The 18257-nt window shown below is 65.2% G+C and carries 18 protein-coding genes; 10 read left to right on the forward strand and 8 right to left on the reverse strand.

The genetic code is table 11. The annotated features are described in order from the left end of the window. A complete protein-coding gene (locus ACXYMN_RS06720; protein ID WP_459012746.1) occupies window positions 1-597 on the forward strand; it encodes a TetR/AcrR family transcriptional regulator in 597 nt (198 codons plus the stop codon). A gap of 28 nt (window positions 598-625) precedes the next feature. On the opposite strand, the gene ACXYMN_RS06725 is transcribed toward ACXYMN_RS06720, so the two are convergent. The 7 genes from ACXYMN_RS06725 to pcaF form a co-directional block, all read right to left on the reverse strand. Continuing rightward, on the reverse strand, window positions 626-1396 hold the full coding sequence (locus tag ACXYMN_RS06725; RefSeq protein ID WP_459012747.1) for a Phenylacetic acid catabolic protein: 771 nt from the start codon (window positions 1394-1396) through the stop codon (window positions 626-628). Window positions 1397-1406: 10 nt separating this feature from the next. Continuing rightward, window positions 1407-2474 carry a 1,2-phenylacetyl-CoA epoxidase subunit PaaE gene (paaE, locus tag ACXYMN_RS06730; RefSeq protein WP_459012748.1) on the reverse strand — a complete coding sequence of 356 codons (1068 nt, stop codon included), beginning with the start codon at window positions 2472-2474 and terminating at the stop codon, window positions 1407-1409. Window positions 2475-2486: 12 nt separating this feature from the next. Then, complete coding sequence (gene paaD / locus ACXYMN_RS06735; protein WP_459012749.1) at window positions 2487-2945, reverse strand: 1,2-phenylacetyl-CoA epoxidase subunit PaaD; 459 nt, start codon at window positions 2943-2945, stop codon at window positions 2487-2489. Beyond that, on the reverse strand, window positions 2946-3701 hold the full coding sequence (paaC, locus tag ACXYMN_RS06740; protein WP_459012750.1) for a 1,2-phenylacetyl-CoA epoxidase subunit PaaC: 756 nt from the start codon (window positions 3699-3701) through the stop codon (window positions 2946-2948). Continuing rightward, window positions 3701-3934, reverse strand: coding sequence for a 1,2-phenylacetyl-CoA epoxidase subunit PaaB (gene paaB, locus ACXYMN_RS06745; protein WP_459012893.1), 234 nt, complete (start codon window positions 3932-3934; stop codon window positions 3701-3703). The genes paaC and paaB overlap by 1 nt, the downstream gene beginning before the upstream one ends. 101 nt (window positions 3935-4035) lie before the next feature. Beyond that, complete coding sequence (gene paaA, locus ACXYMN_RS06750) at window positions 4036-5010, reverse strand: 1,2-phenylacetyl-CoA epoxidase subunit PaaA (RefSeq protein WP_459012751.1); 975 nt, start codon at window positions 5008-5010, stop codon at window positions 4036-4038. 18 nt (window positions 5011-5028) lie between these two features. Then, window positions 5029-6231 (reverse strand): 3-oxoadipyl-CoA thiolase, encoded by a 1203-nt coding sequence (gene pcaF / locus ACXYMN_RS06755; RefSeq protein ID WP_459012752.1) that lies wholly within the window; start codon window positions 6229-6231, stop codon window positions 5029-5031. A 348-nt stretch (window positions 6232-6579) separates the two neighbouring features. Here pcaF and ACXYMN_RS06760 point away from each other — a divergent pair, with 348 nt between their 5' ends. The 6 genes from ACXYMN_RS06760 (at window position 6580) to pnp (ending at window position 14881) form a co-directional block, all read left to right on the forward strand. Continuing rightward, window positions 6580-9042, forward strand: a complete 2463-nt coding sequence (locus tag ACXYMN_RS06760; protein ID WP_459012753.1) for a mechanosensitive ion channel domain-containing protein — start codon at window positions 6580-6582, stop codon at window positions 9040-9042. Between the two features lie 169 nt (window positions 9043-9211). Continuing rightward, the gene (locus ACXYMN_RS06765; protein WP_459012754.1) at window positions 9212-9745 is read left to right on the forward strand and encodes a DUF1643 domain-containing protein; all 534 of its coding nucleotides are present in this window, start codon (window positions 9212-9214) and stop codon (window positions 9743-9745) included. Between the two features lie 139 nt (window positions 9746-9884). Continuing rightward, complete coding sequence (locus tag ACXYMN_RS06770; RefSeq protein WP_459012755.1) at window positions 9885-10919, forward strand: calcium-binding protein; 1035 nt, start codon at window positions 9885-9887, stop codon at window positions 10917-10919. Between the two features lie 171 nt (window positions 10920-11090). After that, window positions 11091-11360 (forward strand): 30S ribosomal protein S15, encoded by a 270-nt coding sequence (gene rpsO, locus ACXYMN_RS06775; protein ID WP_459012756.1) that lies wholly within the window; start codon window positions 11091-11093, stop codon window positions 11358-11360. Window positions 11361-11450: 90 nt separating this feature from the next. Next, a complete protein-coding gene (locus tag ACXYMN_RS06780) occupies window positions 11451-12566 on the forward strand; it encodes a THUMP domain-containing class I SAM-dependent RNA methyltransferase (protein WP_459012757.1) in 1116 nt (371 codons plus the stop codon). Window positions 12567-12736: 170 nt separating this feature from the next. Further along, window positions 12737-14881, forward strand: a complete 2145-nt coding sequence (pnp, locus tag ACXYMN_RS06785; RefSeq protein WP_459012759.1) for a polyribonucleotide nucleotidyltransferase — start codon at window positions 12737-12739, stop codon at window positions 14879-14881. A 242-nt stretch (window positions 14882-15123) separates the two neighbouring features. Here the strand turns inward: pnp and ACXYMN_RS06790 are convergent, their stop codons facing one another. Continuing rightward, entirely contained in the window at window positions 15124-15810 is a 687-nt protein-coding gene (locus ACXYMN_RS06790) for a response regulator transcription factor (RefSeq protein ID WP_459012760.1), read from the reverse strand. Between the two features lie 119 nt (window positions 15811-15929). Here ACXYMN_RS06790 and ribA point away from each other — a divergent pair, with 119 nt between their 5' ends. The 3 genes from ribA to ACXYMN_RS06805 all read left to right on the forward strand — a co-directional run bounded on the left by ribA (window position 15930) and on the right by ACXYMN_RS06805 (window position 18220). Then, window positions 15930-17024: a GTP cyclohydrolase II gene (gene ribA, locus ACXYMN_RS06795; protein ID WP_459012761.1), complete on the forward strand. Its 1095-nt coding sequence runs from the start codon at window positions 15930-15932 to the stop codon at window positions 17022-17024. A 108-nt stretch (window positions 17025-17132) separates the two neighbouring features. Further along, window positions 17133-17642, forward strand: a complete 510-nt coding sequence (locus tag ACXYMN_RS06800; protein ID WP_459012763.1) for a L,D-transpeptidase family protein — start codon at window positions 17133-17135, stop codon at window positions 17640-17642. Then, window positions 17639-18220 (forward strand): uracil-DNA glycosylase family protein, encoded by a 582-nt coding sequence (locus ACXYMN_RS06805; RefSeq protein WP_459012764.1) that lies wholly within the window; start codon window positions 17639-17641, stop codon window positions 18218-18220. The genes ACXYMN_RS06800 and ACXYMN_RS06805 overlap by 4 nt, the downstream gene beginning before the upstream one ends. Window positions 18221-18257 lie beyond the last annotated feature (37 nt).

The raw sequence follows: 18257 nt of genomic DNA on the forward strand, positions 1-18257 counted from the left end.
GTGTCGCGACCGATAGCAAAAGACCACGACGAAAAACGTGCGAATATACTGAAAGTCGCGGCCCGCGTTTTCGCAGACGAGGGATTTGCGCGGGCCTCGATGGCGCAGGTGGCGCGGGACTGCGGCATCTCGAAGGCCAATATCTACCACTATTACAGCAGCAAGGACGCGCTGCTGTTCGACATTCTCGACACCTATCTTTCGGCCTTGCGCGACCGCATCATCGGGCTGGACATGGCCGGGCTAGACCCGTCAATGCAGTTGCGGGCCGTCGTCGCCGAGACGCTGCGCGCCTATGAGGGTATGGATCACGAACACAAGATCCAGACCGAGGGCATCCCGGTGTTGCCCGAACATCAGCAAAAGACCCTCAAGGCCTATCAGCGCGACATGGTCGCCCAGATGAGCGATATCGTGGCCAGGATCGCGCCTGCGGTGTTTGACGGCGACGCGCGGAAGCTGCGCGCGACGGTGATGTCGATCTTCGGAATGCTCAACTGGTTCTACATGTGGAACACCAGCGCCGATCACGATGCGCGCGATGAATACGCGGCGCTCGTGACCCGGCTGACGCTGAGCGGCGTGCGCGGCCTCTGACGGTCGCGCGCCGGGCTGCGGTTGCTGGTCAGGCCGCCTCGGCAGGGGCCGCGAGGCCCAGGGTGCCCAGTGCCGCCGTCGCGGACGAGACCCACGCCCGATGCAGTTCGGCGTTGCTTTTGCTGCGCAGGCCCATCGCCTGCAACGCCGTGCCGCGGGCCGATGCCCGGGCGGCAAAACTTTCGCCGACGCGCGGCCACCAATAGGCGACAGAGCGGTTCACCGCGTCCGTTTCGCCCTGCCGGATCAGCTTTTCGACGCCTTCAACCGCAAGCTCCGTGTGGCGCTGTTCGCGCGGCGCCACTTCGCGGATCGCCTCGGCGAAGGGCTGGTAGGAACTGGTCAGGAACTCGGTCAGTTGCACGCCGACGGCAAGCCCCATGAGCATGTTCATCACCACCGCATCGACCCAGCCTTCCAGCGGATAATTGAGCACCGAAAGCCGCATGTCATGGGCATTGCGCGGCGTGCCGGGCGCGGTGTCGCGGGGCAGGCGGTCCGTCCAGGGGTGGTGATTGGCGTAGCGATCGGTGTTGGCGCCGAACTCGCCCATCAGCCGCAGCACCTTGTCGGCATTGTCGGTCTTTTCCAGAACGATGCGCGCGGCGGCGATGCGTTCCTTGATGCCGGGCCCTGCGTTGATCACATCGGCAAAACCGGCGGCACCGGCCAGTTCGCTGTCCACGAAGGTGGCCATGATCCGCATCAACTCGGCGCGATACCGCGAGGGGGCATTGGCGGGGTTCGTCAGGCGGCCACCCTGTGCGAGGTATTCGGTGATATCCATCGTGTCGGTCATGGTGCTGCTCCTATTGATCGTAGTCCACGACCACACGGTCGGTGAGGGGGTAGGACTGGCACGACAGCACATAGCCGCGCGCCACCTCGTAATCCTCGAGCGCATGGTTGGCGATCATCTCGACCTCGCCCTCGATCACCTTGCACTTGCAGGTCGAACAGACCCCGGCCTTGCAGGCATAGGGCGCATCCAGCGCGTTCTCGAGCGCGGCATCCAGGATCGACTGGTCCTTGTCCATGGTGAAGCTGCGCGCCGCCCCGTCCATGGTGATGGTGGCCTCGGTCGACTTGGCCGCGGCATCGGCGGTGGCGCTGCTGGCCTTGCGGGTCAGGCGTCCGGGCTGGGCGCTGGCGAACAGTTCGAACTTGATCTGGTCGTCGCTCAGCCCGTGGTCACGCAGGGCGGCGGCGATGCCCAGCATCATCGGTTCCGGTCCGCAGATGAACGCGGTGTCGATGCTGTCGATATCGATCCAGTGCGTGAACAGCGCCTGGCACTTCTCGGCGTCGACCCGACCGGTGAAAAGGTCGATGTCCTGCGCATCGCTTTCGAGAATGTGGATCACGGTGAGCCTGCCCATATGGAGGTTCTTGAGGTCCTCCAGCTCTTCGCGGAACATGATCGTGTTCACGCCCCGGTTGGCATAGACCAGCGTGAAGGTGCTGCCGGGTTCGCGCGCCAGGACGGTCTTCATGATCGACAGCACGGGCGTGATGCCCGACCCACCGGCAAATCCAAGGTAATTTCTGGCGCCCCGGGGGTCGATCGGCGTGTGGAAGCTGCCCATCGGCGCCATCGCCTCGAGAACCATGCCCGGTGCCAGCGTTTCGTTGGCCCAGGTCGAAAACGCACCGCCTTCGACCTTCTTGATGCCCACCTGCAGAAGGCCGTCATCCTTGCCCGAACAGATCGAATAGGAGCGACGCACCTCGGTACCGTCAAAGTCCTGCCGGAAGGTCAGGTACTGGCCCTGGATGAAGTCGAAGTCCGCGTCGTCGGGCGCTTTCAGTGACACCACAACCGCATCGCGGATGGTCTTCGACACGTCAGTGACGGACAATTTATGAAAGCGCGCCATCACATGTGCTCCTCAGATACATTTGAAATAGTCGAACGGCTCGAGGCAGTCGGTGCAGCGCCACTGCGCCTTGCACGGGGTCGAGCCGAACTGGCTGATGCGGACGACATTGGTCGACTTGCAGCGCGGGCAGCAGTCCGGGCCGCCTGCCGCGCGCGGTGGGGCGATGCCGTAATCGACCAGCCTGGCGCGCCCCTTGTCCGACAGCCAGTCGGTTGTCCAGGGCGGGCTGATCTGGGTCTTGATGCGGATATCGTCGATGCCGCGGTCGCGCAGGGCGGTTTCGATATCCATCGCGATGACGCTTGTGGCGGGGCAGCCCGAATAGGTCGGCGTGACCGCCACCTCCAGCGTGTCGCCCTGCCATTTCACATCGCGCACGATGCCCAGATCGACGACCGAGATCACCGGGATCTCGGGGTCGGGCACATCATCGAGCCAGTCCCAGATCACGTCCTCTGCGGGTTTCATTTACCACGATGCCCCGGGATAGGCGCGCTGCAGCCACTGCATCTGGGTCAGAAGATGGCCCAGATGCTCGGAATGCTGAAAGCCGGTCTTGCCGCCCTTGTGCGCGAACGGATCTTCCGGAATCGTCAGCGTCGCCTCGGTCAGGACGGCGCCCACATGGGCGTCGAACGCATCGCGCAGCTTGGCCAGATCGGGGGCGATGCCGGCCTCGGTCATGGCGTCGTCGACCGTGTCGGCATGGAACAGCTCGCCCACATAGGGCCAGAGCAGCTTCAGCGCCTTTTGCATCCGGTCGTGGCTTTCCGAGGTGCCGTCGCCCAGTCCGATGACCGTGTCGCCCGAGCGTTCGACGTGATAGGCCACTTCCTTGACCGACTTGGCGGCGATCGCCGCGATACGTTCGTCCGTCGATGCGGTCAGCGCCTTGAGCATCGCAAGATGCCAGCTGTCGAACAGGAACTGGCGCATCATGGTCTGCCCGAAATCGCCATTGGGCTGTTCGACCAGCAGCACATTGCGGAAGTCCCACACATCGCGCAGCATCGCCAGATCGTCCGCCGAGCGTCCCTTGCCCTCGACTTCGCCCGCCAGCCCCAGCCACATCTGCGTCTGGCCGATCAGATCGAGCGCCGTGTTGGCCAGCGCGATGTCTTCCTCCAGCACCGGCGCATGGCCGCACCATTCCGACACGCGATGGCCCAGCACCAGCGTGTTGTCGCCCATGCGGCACAGGAATTCGAAAAGCGCGTCGGGCATCACATCGCACCCACTTCGTCGGGGATGTCGAAGAAGGTCGGATGGCGGTAGACCTTGCTTTCGGACGGCTCGTACAGGGGGCCCTTCTCGGACGGGGACGAGGCCGCGATATGGCGTGCCTCGACAACCCAGATGCTGACGCCTTCGTTGCGGCGGGTGTAGACGTCGCGGGCGTTCTTGATCGCCGTTTCCTCGTCCGGGGCATGCAGGCTGCCCACGTGGCGATGGCTCATGCCGTGCTGGCCGCGGATGAACACCTCCCACAGGGGCCATTCGTGGCGCTTGGGGCGGGTCTGGGTTTCGGGCGTGTCGGGATATGCGGAATTGGGAGAGCTCATTCTGCCGCCACCTTTCTCATCTTGCGTTTCTCGGCATGGGCAAGAAGACCGTCGCGCACCCATTTGCCGTCGTTCCACGCCTTGTTGCGCGCGGCGAGACGTTCGGTGTTGCAGGGTCCGTTGCCCTTGAGGACTTCGTAGAACTCGTCCCAGTCCGGCTCGCTGAAATCGTAACCGCCCTTTTCGTCGTTCCATTTCAGGTGCTCGTCCGGAATGGTCAGGCCCAGGTAGTCCGCCTGCGGCACGGTCTGGTCGACGAATTTCTGGCGCAGTTCGTCATTGGTGTTCATCTTGATCTTCCACGCCATCGACTGGGTGGAATGTACGCTGTCCTTGTCGGACGGGCCGAACATCATCAGCGACGGATACCACAGCCGGTCGAGCGCGTTCTGCGCCATCTTCTTCTGCTCGGGTGTGCCCCGCGCCAGCTTCATCATCACGGCATAGCCCTGCCGCTGGTGAAAGGACTCTTCCTTGCAGACCCGGATCATCGCGCGGGAATAGGGGCCGTAGGACGTGCGCTGCAGCGGCACCTGGTTCAGGATCGCGGCCCCGTCCACCAGCCAGCCGACCGCGCCCATATCGGCCCAGGTCAGCGTCGGGTAATTGAAGATGGAGCTGTACTTCATCCGCCCGTCGAGCAGCTTTTCGGTCAGCTCGTCGCGCGACACGCCCAGCGTTTCCGCCGCGCAATAGAGGTAGAGCCCGTGGCCCGCCTCGTCCTGCACCTTGGCCAGCAGGATCGCCTTGCGTTCCAGCGTGGGCGCACGGGTGATCCAGTTGCCCTCGGGAAGCTGGCCGACGATTTCGGAATGCGCGTGCTGGCCGATCTGGCGGATCAGCGTCTTGCGATAGCCTTCGGGCATCCAGTCCTTGGGTTCGATCTTTTCGCCCGCATCGATGCGCGCCTGAAAGGCCCTGGCCTCGGCGCTTTCATCGGCGGCTTCGGATTTCACCATTTGTGCATACATGAGGTCGGTTCTCCCAATTCAAACGCGTTCGATGATGATAGCCGTTCCCTGGCCCACACCCACACACATTGTGCAGAGCGCATAGCGCCCGCCGGTGCGTCGAAGCTGGTAGGCGGCGGTCAGCACCAGACGGGCGCCCGACATGCCCAAGGGATGCCCCATCGCGATGGCACCGCCATAGGCATTGACCCGAGGATCGTCGTCGGCCACGCCCAGCTGGCGCAGTGTCGCCAGACCCTGCGACGCAAAGGCTTCGTTCAATTCTATCACATCCATCTGGTCGATGGTGAGTCCGGCGCGTTGAAGGACCTTCTGGCTGGACGGAACCGGGCCGATGCCCATGATGCGCGGGGCCACACCGGCTGCCGACATGCCGACAACCCGCGCCATCGGCGTCAGGCCGTGCGTCTTGGCGGCTGTGTCCGATGCGATCAGAAGCGCCACGGCACCGTCGTTCACACCGCTGGCATTGCCCGCGGTCACCGACAGGTCCGGCCCGTTGACGCCGCGCAGCATGGCCAGTTTCGCGGCATCGGTCCCGGGGCGGGGATGCTCGTCGGTGTCGACGATGACCGGATCGCCCTTTCGCTGCGGCACCGACACGGGCACGATCTCGTCGGCGAAGATCCCGGCCTCGTTGGCGGCGGCCCAGCGCGCCTGCGACCGCGCGGCGAAGGCGTCCTGGTCTTCGCGGCTGATGCCGAAATCGGCAGCGACGTTGTCGGCGGTCTGGGGCATCGAGTCGATGCCGAACTGCGCCTTCATCTTCGGATTCACGAAGCGCCAGCCGATGGTGGTGTCATAGACCGCGTTCGACCGCGTGAAGGCTGTATCGGCCTTGGGCATGACGAAGGGCGCGCGGCTCATGCTTTCGACACCGCCGGCGATGGTCAGGTCGTAGTCCCCCGCCTTGATCCCGCGCGCGGCGAAGCCGACGGCGTCCATGCCGCTGGCGCAAAGCCGGTTGACGGTGGTGCCGGGCACGCTGTCGGGCAGACCGGCCAGCAGCGCCGCCATCCGCGCGACGTTGCGGTTGTCTTCACCGGCCTGGTTGGCAGAGCCGTAGATGACGTCGTCCACCAGCGACCAGTCGACGCCCGGATTGCGGCGGACCAGCGCGGCGATCGGCAAGGCCGCCAGATCGTCGGTGCGGATACCGGAAAGCGCGCCGCCGTAGCGCCCGATCGGGGTTCTGATCCCGTCGCAAATGAACGCGTCCAAGGGCATGTCCTCCAGAATTAGCCAACCATGCGGTCGGTATATTTTTCGAAACGGATTCGCGCAAGAAAAAAGTTACGATATTTCCGCGAGAGAAGATTTCTGTAACGCATTCCCGGCGGGCGGGCGGCTTTGCATCGCACACGCTGACCCGGGGATGCGGTCGACCGCCAGAGACTGCACGCATGACGGCCATGTCGCAACACATCGGATTTTTTGGCATGTCGCGTGGAACCAGCGCATACTACGCCGGTTGACCCGGTTAATGCATAAATTTCACGCGATCCCGGCGAGCGACCGGGTGCGTGACATGCGCCTGGCGCGCAGAATTCAGACGGTCGAGGGCCCTACATGACGACGACTCCGATGCGCCACGGCGCCGCAATCCTGCAGTGGCTGTTCGCCGGTCTTCTGGTGACGGTCCTGGCATTCGGGGCCGGTCCGGCGTCGGCGCAGGTCAGCCTGGGCGTGCCGTCTGGCGACGGGTCGGCATCGGCTGACACGCAAAGCGGCGATGCCGCAACCGCTGCTCCCGGCGCGCTGGCGGCCTTGCTCGAGGTGTTGCAGGACGATGCGGCCCGGCAGGCCCTGATCGAGGAGCTGACCCAACTGCTGCCCTCGGTCGAGGGCGGCGATGCCGCGACCTCCGACGGCGAGGCGGCCCCCGCCGCGGGCACGGAGCCTGAACCGCAGTCCGAATCCATCGGCACGCGGATCGCGCGGTTCACCCAGGACACCGCGCAGAGGGTGGCCACGGCGACCATCGACTTCGTCGAACGGCTGACCAGTGGCGACACGGTTCTGGACGGACTGTCGGGCGGCGAACTGGGGCTGTTGTTCGGCGCGTTGCAAAACCTGTTCATCGTCATCGTGATCACCGTGGCGGTATTTCTGGGGCTGCGCACGCTCATGTTGCCGTTCTTCCGGCGACTGGGGCGGCGCGCCAGCGAAGCCAACGCGCTGCGCACCGCGGTCATCTTCGTCGAGTCGGTGCTCGTCGATGCGCTGATCGTGGTTTTCGCGTGGGGTCTGGGCTATGCGATCACGCTGTTGCTGGTCGGCGATTCCGGCCAGATCGCGTTGCGGCAGGCGCTGTACCTGAACGCCTTCCTGCTGGTCGAGATGGTCAAGGTCGCGATGCGCGCGATTCTGTCGCCCGCGACCCGGCACCTGCGCCTCGTCAACATGTCGAACAAGGCCGCCAAGAAGCTGGCGCGCCACCTGAACATCGTGGTGAGCGTGCTTGGCTACGGGCATTTGCTGGTCGTGCCGATCGTCAATCGCAGCGCGTCGCTGGCGGCGGGCACCGCGGTCGCGGCGATCCTGTCGATCCTCGTGCTGATCTACCTCGTCATCCTGGTGATCCGGCACCATGCGGCTGTCGCGAACTGGATCGCGCGGCGTCTCATGGCCCACGACAGCGCGCCGGAACAGGACGACCAGACCCACGCGAGCGCAAGGCTCGGCGGGTTGCTCGGCACGCTGACGCGCATGTGGCACTGGTTCGTTCTGGCCTACCTGGCCTTCATGGTGGCGGTGGTCCTGTCGCAGCCCAACGCGGTGGTCGTGGGCTATGTCGTCGGCTCGGCCAAGATTTTCGCCGCGGTGATCCTGGGCTCGGTGACCGTCGGCGCAATCGGCAGCTGGCTGCGCAGCGGCATCACCCTGCCCGAGAATATCAGCAATCATATCCCGCTGCTCGAGACACGGCTCAACCGTATCGTGCCGAAGATCCTGATCGGCCTGCGCTTTGTCATCGCGATTGCCGTGATCGCCTATGCCGTCGACACCATCAGGCTGATCGATATCGGTGGCTGGATGAGTTCGGATCTGGGCATCGACGCGTCCGGGCGCGTGGTTTCGGTGGCGATCATCCTGCTGGTGGCGGCGCTGATCTGGCTGGCGATGAATTCCTGGGTCGATTTCCGGCTCAGCCCGGAGATCGGAAAGGTGCCGACATCCCGCGAGAAGACGCTGCTGTCGCTGATGCGCAATGCCGCGACCATCGCGCTGATCGTCCTGACACTGATGTTCGCCCTGTCCGAGATCGGGCTCAATATCGGCCCGCTTCTGGCCTCTGCCGGGGTGCTCGGCCTGGCCATCGGTTTCGGCGCGCAGAAACTGGTGCAGGACATCATCACCGGCGTGTTCATCCAGTTCGAAAACGCCATCAACGTGGGCGATGTGGTCACCGTCGGCGGCACCACCGGCACGGTCGAGAAGTTGACCGTGCGATCCGTCAGTCTGCGCGATGTGCAGGGGACCTTTCACATCATCCCGTTCTCGTCCGTCGACATGGTATCGAACTTCATGCGCGATTTCTCGTACTTCGTCTGCGACATGGGCGTCGCCTACCGTGAGGATATCGAAGAGGCCAAGAAGGCGATGTTCGACAGTTTCGAAGAACTGATGAAGGACGAGGATCAGGCCAAGCTGATCATGGGCGATCTCGAGTGGTTCGGACTCAATGAATTTGGCGACAGCGCCATCGTGCTGCGTGCGCGGATCAAGACGGTTCCGGGCAGCCAGTGGAGCGTCGGCCGGGCCTATAACGGCATTCTCAAACGCATCTTCGACGAGCGCGGCATCGAGATTCCGTTCCCGCACCAGACGATCTTTTTCGGCGAGGCCAAGGACGGGCGCACCCAGGCGCTGCGTCTGGCCAATGTCACGGGCAATACGGTCGAGGGCACGGCGGACGAGCTGCACACCCCCGCCGATGCGGAAAACGGCCATGAACCGAGGCGGGACGACCAGAGGCCCAAGCATGATGCGCCGCCCGAAACCGACACCGACGACGACGATCCGCGCTGACCTTTCACGCCCGGCATCCGCGTCCGTCAAGCGATGCGCGGCATGATTGCGACGGGGGGTCCTCCGGGTCAGTCCTGGTTCGGGGGGCAATCCGTCCCGACTGGTACAAGGCCGGCGGCGCTGCGGGCCATCGCTTGATCGCGGCGGCGGTTTGCGGCAGGGAACGCGGATGATCCACCGCACCCATGAAAGCCACGGCACTCGGTCAGAGGCGGTCTATTCCGACTGCGAATGCTATCGTTACGGGCTGGCCCGCCAATGGTCGGAGGCACCGCCGGTCCTGTTCGTGATGCTGAACCCGTCCACCGCGACCGAACTGGCCAACGACCCGACGATTCACCGTTGCGAACAGCGTGCCCGGACCATGCGGGCTGGCGGGGTGCAGATCGCCAACCTGTTCGGCTTTCGCGCGACACGCCCTGCGGATCTCAAGACCGCGCCCGATCCGGTGGGGCCGGACAACGACGAGTTGTTGATGCGCTGGCATGGGTCGGCGCGGATGACAGTCGCGGCCTGGGGTGTGCACGGGGCCTATCGGGGACGCGCGGCATGCTTTGCCCATCGTATGGGCAAGCTGTGGCATCTGGGTCTGACCCGCGATGGTCATCCGCGCCATCCCCTGTATGTGCCCTACGCCACGGTGCCTGCGCCGTGGGACGCCGCCGCGCGCTATCCGGTGGCGGCAGGACAGGACGCATCCTGACCGTGGAAACGAGGTCTTAACCACGACATCGAAGAGTCTTTGCTCCGGGACGCCGCGCGCGGCATAGTCCATAGTCTGCCCCTGGTGGCGGAATTTGTCCTTGCTGCCTGCCGTCGCGGGCCAAGTCGGAGAATTGGCCGTGTTGTTTCTTGCAGGTCTCGTTGGTGCGATGGTTGTCGGCTCTGTGGCCATTCTGTCCTCCGTGCCCGGGGATGACAGCGACGATCAGGCCAGCTCCGGGGGTGCGGAAGATATCGATCCCGAGGTCGAGACCGACACCGAAGCGGCGCTTGAACCCGGTGAAGACATCCTCGGAGCCGCGGTCCAAAGCCTGACCATGTCGCCCGAAGGCGGCCTGATCACCGCCGGATCCGACGATCCCGACGACATCGTCGGCACCGATCAGACCGATCAGCTTTCAGGGGGTGCCGGGAACGATACCCTGTCCGGCCAAGGTGGCGATGACGAATTGCTTGGCGGTGCCGATGACGACTGGATCGCGGGCGGTGACGGCAACGATACGCTGCATGGCGAAGCAGGGGGCGACCGCATCTTCGGCGACGCCGGGGCGGATTCGATCTACGGACATGACGGCGACGACTGGCTGTCGGGCGGCGACGGGGCCGACAGCCTGGAAGGCGGGCTCGGGAATGACAATCTCGCGGGCGACGGTGGCGCGGATGCGCTGCATGGGCGCGAAGGCGCGGACACGCTGTCGGGCGGCACCGGCATCGACACGCTGTTCGGTGGCGACGGCAACGACCTCGTCTTGGGCATCGACCGTGACATCGACGTGGCGACGGCAACGGATGTGTCCGGCGCGGATTTTGTCAATGGCGGCGCGGGCAATGACACGCTGCTTCTGGGTGATGGCGACACCGGCTCGGGCGGGACCGGTGCCGACAGTTTCGTGACCGGCCACTGGATCGGCGTCGATGGCGCCAGCATCACGGATTTCGAGCCTGCGGAAGACCGCATGATCGTGGTCTACGACGATGCGCTCGGCCCGCCCGAGGATATCGGTTATCATCCCGATCCGGAGGCCGCCGATCAGGTCCAACTGCGGTCGGGCGACCAGGTGCTGGCGACGATGCCCGCGGGCGATGCCCCGCCGCTGGGCGACATCATCCTGATCGCCGCCAGCGAAGCCCAGGACATCCTGGTCCCGGCCTGATCCAGGCCTGATCCAAACCCGATGTCGCTGTTTCAGCTTTTCGCTTTCCAACCACGCGGAATCACCCTATAGCCGCGCGGTCCGGGCACGACGTCCCCGACATAGCTCCAAACGCCCTGCTGGACGACATCCCGGCTTGTGCGGCAACTCGAACCGATGAAGGAGACCCCGATGTCGATCACTGCCGAGACCAAGCAACAGGTCATGAAGGAATACGCAACTGCAAGCGGCGACACCGGGTCGCCGGAAGTGCAGGTTGCCATCCTGACCACCCGCATCACCGCGCTGACCGAGCATTTCAAGACCCACAAGAAGGACAACCATTCCCGTCGTGGTCTTCTGAAGCTCGTCGCCCAGCGCCGCAAGCTGCTCGACTACCTCAAGTCGCGCGATGAAGCGCGCTACAAGACCCTGATCGGCAAGCTCGGCATCCGTCGCTAAGCCGCGCCTCGATTGACCCGACCGGCCGTCTTCCTCGCGAAGGCGGCCGTTTTCGTTTTCGACCCCGCTGCAAGGGAGACATCCATCGCCATGCCCGCAACCGAACTCGACATCTTTCTGGTGACGGCACCCGGGCTTGAGCATTTCCTTGCGGAAGAGGCGCGCGCCGCGGCCTTCACCGTCACGCATATCGATCCCGGCGGCGTGTCGATCAAGGGCGACTGGCCCTGCGTCTGGCGCGCCAACCTGACCTTGCGCGGGGCCACCCGCGTCCTGGTGCGGCTTGAGGCGTTCCATGCGCATCACCTGTCGCAGCTGGACAAAAGCGCGCGCAAACTTCCCTGGGGCGACTGGCTGCGCACCGATGTGCCGGTCCGGGTCGAGGCCACGACCCGCAAGTCGCGCATCTATCACGCCGGTGCCGCGAAGGAGCGGATCGAGACCGCGCTGACCCAATCGCTGGGGGTGCGCATCGCCGAGGATGCGCCCGTCACGCTGAAACTGCGCATCGAGGATGACCTCTGCACCCTGTCGGTCGATACCTCGGGGGTGTCGCTGCACAAGCGCGGCCTGAAGGAAGAGGTCAACAAGGCCCCCATGCGCGAAACGCTGGCAAGCCTGTTTCTGCGGGCGGCGGGCTTTACCGCGGCAGAGCCGGTGGTGGATCCGATGTGCGGCTCGGGCACCTTCGTGATCGAGGCCGCGGAGCGGGCGGCGGGCCTGCTGCCCGGGCGCGCGCGCGACTTCGCGTTCCGGCATCTTGCCACCTTCGATCCACCCGCATGGGAGGCCGCGCGCCAAGCGCGAACGACCTGCGCGGTGCCGCCGGATCTGGTCTTTCAGGGCTCGGACCGCGACGCCGGTGCCGTCGCCATGTCGCAAGCCAACGCCGCGCGCGCCGGGGTCGGCGATCTCTGCCGGTTCGACTGCCAGCCGGTGTCGGCGGTCACGCCGCCCGCGGGCCCCCCGGGTCTGGTCATCGTGAACCCGCCCTACGGCCTGCGCATCGGCGCGAAGTCCCCGCTATACGGTCTGTACGCCGCCTTCGGCACCCGCATGAAAGCCGCGTTCCCGGGCTGGCGCGTGGCGCTGGTCACATCCGAGGCGAAGCTGGCGCGCGCCACCGGCCTGCCGTTCCGCAAACCGGGCGCGATCGTCGATCACGGCGGCACCAAGGTTCGGCTCTGGCAAACCGGGCCGCTGTGACATGCCACCCTTCCCAACGCCGCAATTCTGATGTAGGGGCACCGTCATCTGAGACGTGATGCCCCAAGCCCCCGGGCCATGCGCGAGGATAGGGGGCGGCGGCAATGGGGCCGCCATTCAAACGGGAGACCCGGGATACGCCCGGGAGTGCTCCTCGATAGGATACGATGATGTTCAATACGACGACGAAAAGCATGCAGTGGGGCGAAGAGACGCTCACACTGGAAACGGGCAAGGTTGCCCGTCAGGCCGACGGATCGGTGATCGCCACGCTGGGCGAGACCTCGGTCATGGCCAATGTGACCTTCGCCAAGAAGGCCAAGGAAGGGCAGGATTTCTTCCCGCTCACCGTTCACTACCAGGAAAAATACTACGCGGCCGGCAAGGTCCCGGGCGGCTTTTTCAAGCGCGAGGCCCGTCCGAGCGAAAAAGAGACGCTGACCGCGCGCCTGATCGACCGTCCGATCCGCCCGCTCTTTGTGCCGGGCTTCAAGAACGAAGTGCTCGTCATGTGCACGGTGCTGTCGCACGATCTGGTCAATGACCCCGACATCGTGGCGATGATCGCGGCCTCGGCGGCGCTGACCATTTCCGGCGCGCCCTTCATGGGTCCGATCGCGGGCTGCCGCGTCGGCTACGAGGGTGGCGATTACATCCTCAACCCCGAGGTCGAGGATATGCAGGGCCTCCGCAACAACCCCGATCAACGTCTCGACCTGATCGTCGCGGGCACCCGCGACGCGGTGATGATGGTTGAATCGGAAGCCTATGAGCTGACCGAAGAGGAAATGCTGGGGGCCGTCAATTTCGCCCATGAGCAGATCCAGCCCGTCATCGACCTGATCGTCGACCTGGCCGAAGACGCCGCGAAAGAGCCGTTCGACTTTCAGGCACCCGATTACGCGGCGCTTTACGACCGCGTGAAGGCCCTGGGCGAGCAGAAGATGCGCGACGCCTATGCGATCACCGACAAGCAGGAACGCACCGCGGCGGTTTCGGCTGCGAAGGATGCGATCAAGGCCGAGCTGTCCGAAGACGAGGCGGCGGATGCCAATCTCGGCTCGGCGCTGAAAAAGCTTGAATCCACTGTGCTGCGTGCCGATGTGGTCAAGAATTCGCGCCGCATCGACGGTCGTGCGCTTGACGAGATCCGTCCCATCGTGTCCGAGACCGGCATCCTGCCGCGGACCCATGGCTCGGCGCTGTTCACCCGTGGCGAGACGCAGGCGCTGGTCGTGACCACGCTGGGCACCGGCGACGACGAGCAGATCATCGACGCGCTGCATGGCAACTCGCGCTCGAACTTCCTGCTGCACTACAACTTCCCGCCCTATTCGGTTGGCGAAGCCGGTCGTGTCGGCCCTCCGGGACGGCGTGAGATCGGTCACGGCAAACTGGCCTGGCGCGCACTTCAGGCGGTCCTGCCGCCGGCGACGGACTTCCCCTACACGATCCGCCTCGTCTCCGAGATCACCGAGTCCAACGGCTCGTCCTCGATGGCGTCGGTCTGCGGCGGGTCGCTGTCGATGATGGATGCGGGCGTGCCGCTGAAATCCGCGGTGGCCGGTGTCGCCATGGGCCTCGTGCTCGAGGAAGACGGCGACTATGCGATCCTGTCTGACATTCTGGGCGACGAGGATCACCTCGGCGACATGGACTTCAAGGTCGCAGGCACCGAGAACGGCATCACGTCGCTGCAGATGGACATCAAGGTCGCGGGCATCACGCCCGAGATCATGCAGAAGGCACTGGCGCAAGCCAAGGCGGGCCGGATGCACATCCTGAGCGAGATGAACAAGGCGCTCAGCAGCGCGGGCGAATTCTCGGAGCATGCGCCGCGCATCGAGACCATGCAGATCCCCACCGACAAGATCCGTGAAGTGATCGGCTCGGGCGGCAAGGTCATCCGCGAGATCGTGGAAGTCTCGGGTGCCAAGGTCGACATCAACGACGAGGGCATCATCAAGATCGCCTCGCCGAACGGTGAAGCCATCCAGAAGGCCTATGACATGATCTACTCGATCGTGGCAGAGCCGGAAGAGGGCAAGATCTACAAGGGCAAGGTCGTGAAGATCGTCGATTTCGGCGCCTTCGTGAACTTCTTCGGCAAGCGCGACGGCCTCGTGCATGTCAGCCAGATCGAAAACCGCCGCCTGAACCATCCGTCGGATGTGCTCAAGGAAGGTCAGGAGGTCTGGGTCAAGCTTTTGGGCTTCGACGATCGCGGCAAGGTCCGCCTGGCGATGAAGGTCGTCAACCAGGAGACCGGCGAAGAGATGGCGCCCGACGCGGCTGCCAAGGAAAACGCGGAGTAATCCGACCCGTCGGATCCGAGTATCTGAAAGGCCCCGGCATCGTCCGGGGCCTTTTGCGTTCCGGCGGCCGGTTTGGCTGCTGCTTTCGGGCACCGGTAGGGCCGGACCGCCGCCCGGGCAAAAAAACCCGGGCACGAGGCCCGGGCAGTCCAACAGGGAGGTGCATGCGATCACCCGCACATGCAACGGGAACTGTTGGGGGCCGACTCGGTCCGGCCCGAAGGTTCCGGACCGGGAAAGCCCTAGGACATCAGCCGGTAACCGCCGGTTTCCGTGACGAGAAGCTGGGCGTTCGAGGGGTCGGGTTCGATCTTCTGGCGCAGTCGGTAAATATGCGTCTCGAGCGTGTGCGTGGTCACGCCCGCATTGTAGCCCCAGACCTCGTGCAGCAGCACATCGCGCGGCACCACCCCATCGGGTGAGCGGTAGAGGAACTTGAGGATGTTGGTTTCCTTCTCGGTCAGGCGGATCTTCTTTTCCGCATCGTCCACCAGCATCTTCATCGCCGGGCGGAACGAGTAGGGGCCAAGCTGGAAGATCGCGTCTTCGGACTGTTCGTGCTGGCGCAGCTGGGCCCGGATGCGCGCCAGAAGCACCGGAAACTTGAACGGTTTGGTGACGTAATCGTTGGCACCTGAATCAAGGCCGAGGATCGTGTCGGCATCGGAATCGTGACCGGTCAGCATCATCACCGGGGCCTTGACCCCCTGCTTGCGCATCCGCTTGCACAGCTCGCGCCCGTCGGTGTCGGGCAGGCCGACATCGAGGATCACCAGGTCGTGGTGCTGCTCTTTCACCTTCTGCATCGCAGAGGCTCCGTCCTCGGCCTCGAACACTTCGAAGTCTTCGGTCATGACAAGTTGCTCGGCCAATGCCTCGCGCAGGTCTTCATCGTCATCGACCAACAGAATATTCTTGATTTGCGCCATGTCGGGTCCTCCGTTTCTTGTGACAGAAATGTGAGCGCAGGGGTCACCCGGCAAGTTTTGCTGCAACTCTTTCACGGCGTCGTGTAAACGACGCGGGATTGTTACAATATCTTGGGCACATGACATCGGATTCCGCCTTTTCACCCGACCTGAACGAAACCATTGCCCGCGCCCGCGGCGATCTGCGCATGGGTGTGCCGGTGCTGGTGTCGGACGCGCGGGATGCGGTGCTGATCTTCGCGGTCGAGACACTGACCGCGGCGCGGCTCGATGCGGTCCGCGCGCTGGGCCGTCCTGTCGATCTGGCGCTGACCGGGCGACGGGCGGCGACGTTGCGGGCACCGGCCTACGACGGCGATGTGGCCCGCGTGATCCTGCCCGACGCGGCGGACCTGGCATGGGTTCAGAACCTCGCCGATCCCGCCGACGACCTGGCGGCACCGATGAAGGGCCCGCTGGCCCTGCGGCGCGCGGGCACGGCCGATCTGCACCGGCTGGCGCTGAGCCTGGCCAAATCCGCCCGGCTTCTGCCCGCGGTCCTGGTGGTGCCGCTTGAGCGCGATGCCGCGCCGCCCGGGCTGACGCGCATCGACGCGGCAGCCGCCGCACCGCATTTGTCGCGGCTTGCGCCGCTGGACCACGTGGTCAGCGCCCGGGTGCCGCTGCGCCACGCCGAGCAGGCCAGGCTGCATGTGTTTCGCCCGGCGGATGGCTCGGAAGAGCATTACGCCGTCGAGATCGGGCGTCCGGACCGTGAAAGGCCGGTGCTCGCGCGGCTGCATTCGGCGTGTTTTACCGGCGATCTTCTCGGGTCGCTGAAATGCGATTGCGGGCCGCAGCTGAACGCGGCGCTGGCGCAGATGGGCCGGGACGGCGAAGGCGTGCTGCTGTACCTCAACCAGGAAGGGCGCGGCATCGGTCTGGCCAACAAGATGCGGGCCTATGCGCTGCAGGATCAGGGCTTCGACACGGTCGAGGCCAACCACCGGCTGGGCTTCGAGGATGACGAGCGCGATTTCCGGCTCGGGGCGCAGATCCTGCAGCGGCTGGGCTTTGCATCCGTGCGGTTGCTGACCAACAACCCCGCCAAGATCGCCCGGATGCAGGACGAGGGAATTGCGGTGACCGAGCGTGTGCCGCTGAAGGTCGGCGAGACCCGGTTCAACCATCACTACCTCGCCACCAAGGCGCGGAAGTCCGGGCATTTGCTGTGAGCGAGGTCCAGGCGTGACCCGGGAGAGTGCGTATTTGGAAAATGGAAAGGCATCGGCGGCGGTCATGCGGGACCGGGCGGCACACCGGGCGGACCGGGGCGCAATGTCATGACGCCGGAAGACCTGGTTCTTGACCGGGGAGGTGTGCGCTTCATGCAGCGCCGCTTTGCCTGCACCGTCGGCAGGGGTGGCATCACCGTCGACAAGCGCGAGGGCGATGGCGCGACGCCGGCGGGGGTGCACCGGATCGTCGGCATGCTCTATCGTCCCGACCGCCTGGCGCGGCCCGCGGATTGGGCGGTGCCGATCCGGCCCGGCGATCTGTGGTCCGACGATCCGGCGCATGAGGATTACAACCTGATGGTGCGCGCGCCCTATTGCCACGGTCACGAGCGTTTGCGCCGCGCCGATCCGCTTTATGACGTGGTGATCCTGACCGACTGGAACTGGCCCCGGGCCGAACGCGGGCGCGGGTCGGCGATCTTTGTGCATCAGTGGCGCAGGCCCGGCTTCCCGACCGAGGGCTGTGTCGCCGTCGCGCGGGCGGATCTTCTGTGGATCGCGGCGCGTATCCGCCACGGCACCCGACTGATCGTGCCGTCCCGTCTGGGCGCATGAGCCTGAAGGAGGAGATCCGCGCCTGCCGCCTGTGTGCCGCGCGCTTTGCGGCGACGCAGACCGCGCATGGTCCGCGTCCGGTGGCCTGGTTCGCGCCCTCCGCGCGCATCCTGATCGCGGGGCAGGCTCCGGGGGTGCGGGTGCACCGGTCCGGCACGCCCTTCGACGATCCGTCGGGCGACAGGCTGCGGGACTGGCTCGGGATCGACCGCGCCGCCTTCTACGATGTGCAGCGCATCGCCATTGTGCCGATGGCCTTCTGTTTTCCGGGCTATGACGCGAAGGGGGCGGACCTGCCGCCGCCACGGATCTGCCGCGACACCTGGCACGACCGGGTGATGGCGGAGTTGGCCGAGGTGCGGCTGCGGCTGATCGTGGGGGGATATGCCCATCGCTATCACCTGGGCAGCCGCCAGAGCGTCACCGACACGGTCAGGGGGTGGCGGGATCACGGCCCGGGGACATTTCCGCTGCCGCATCCGTCCTGGCGCAACTCCGGCTGGCTGAAGAAGCATCCCTGGTTCGAGGCCGAATTGCTGCCGGTGCTGCGGGCGCGCGTGGCCGAGGCGTTGGCCTAGGGTTTCTCTGGCTTGCCAGAAAACGAGCGCCGTGCAA

It is taken from the genome of Roseivivax sp. CAU 1753 (assembly GCF_054482575.1).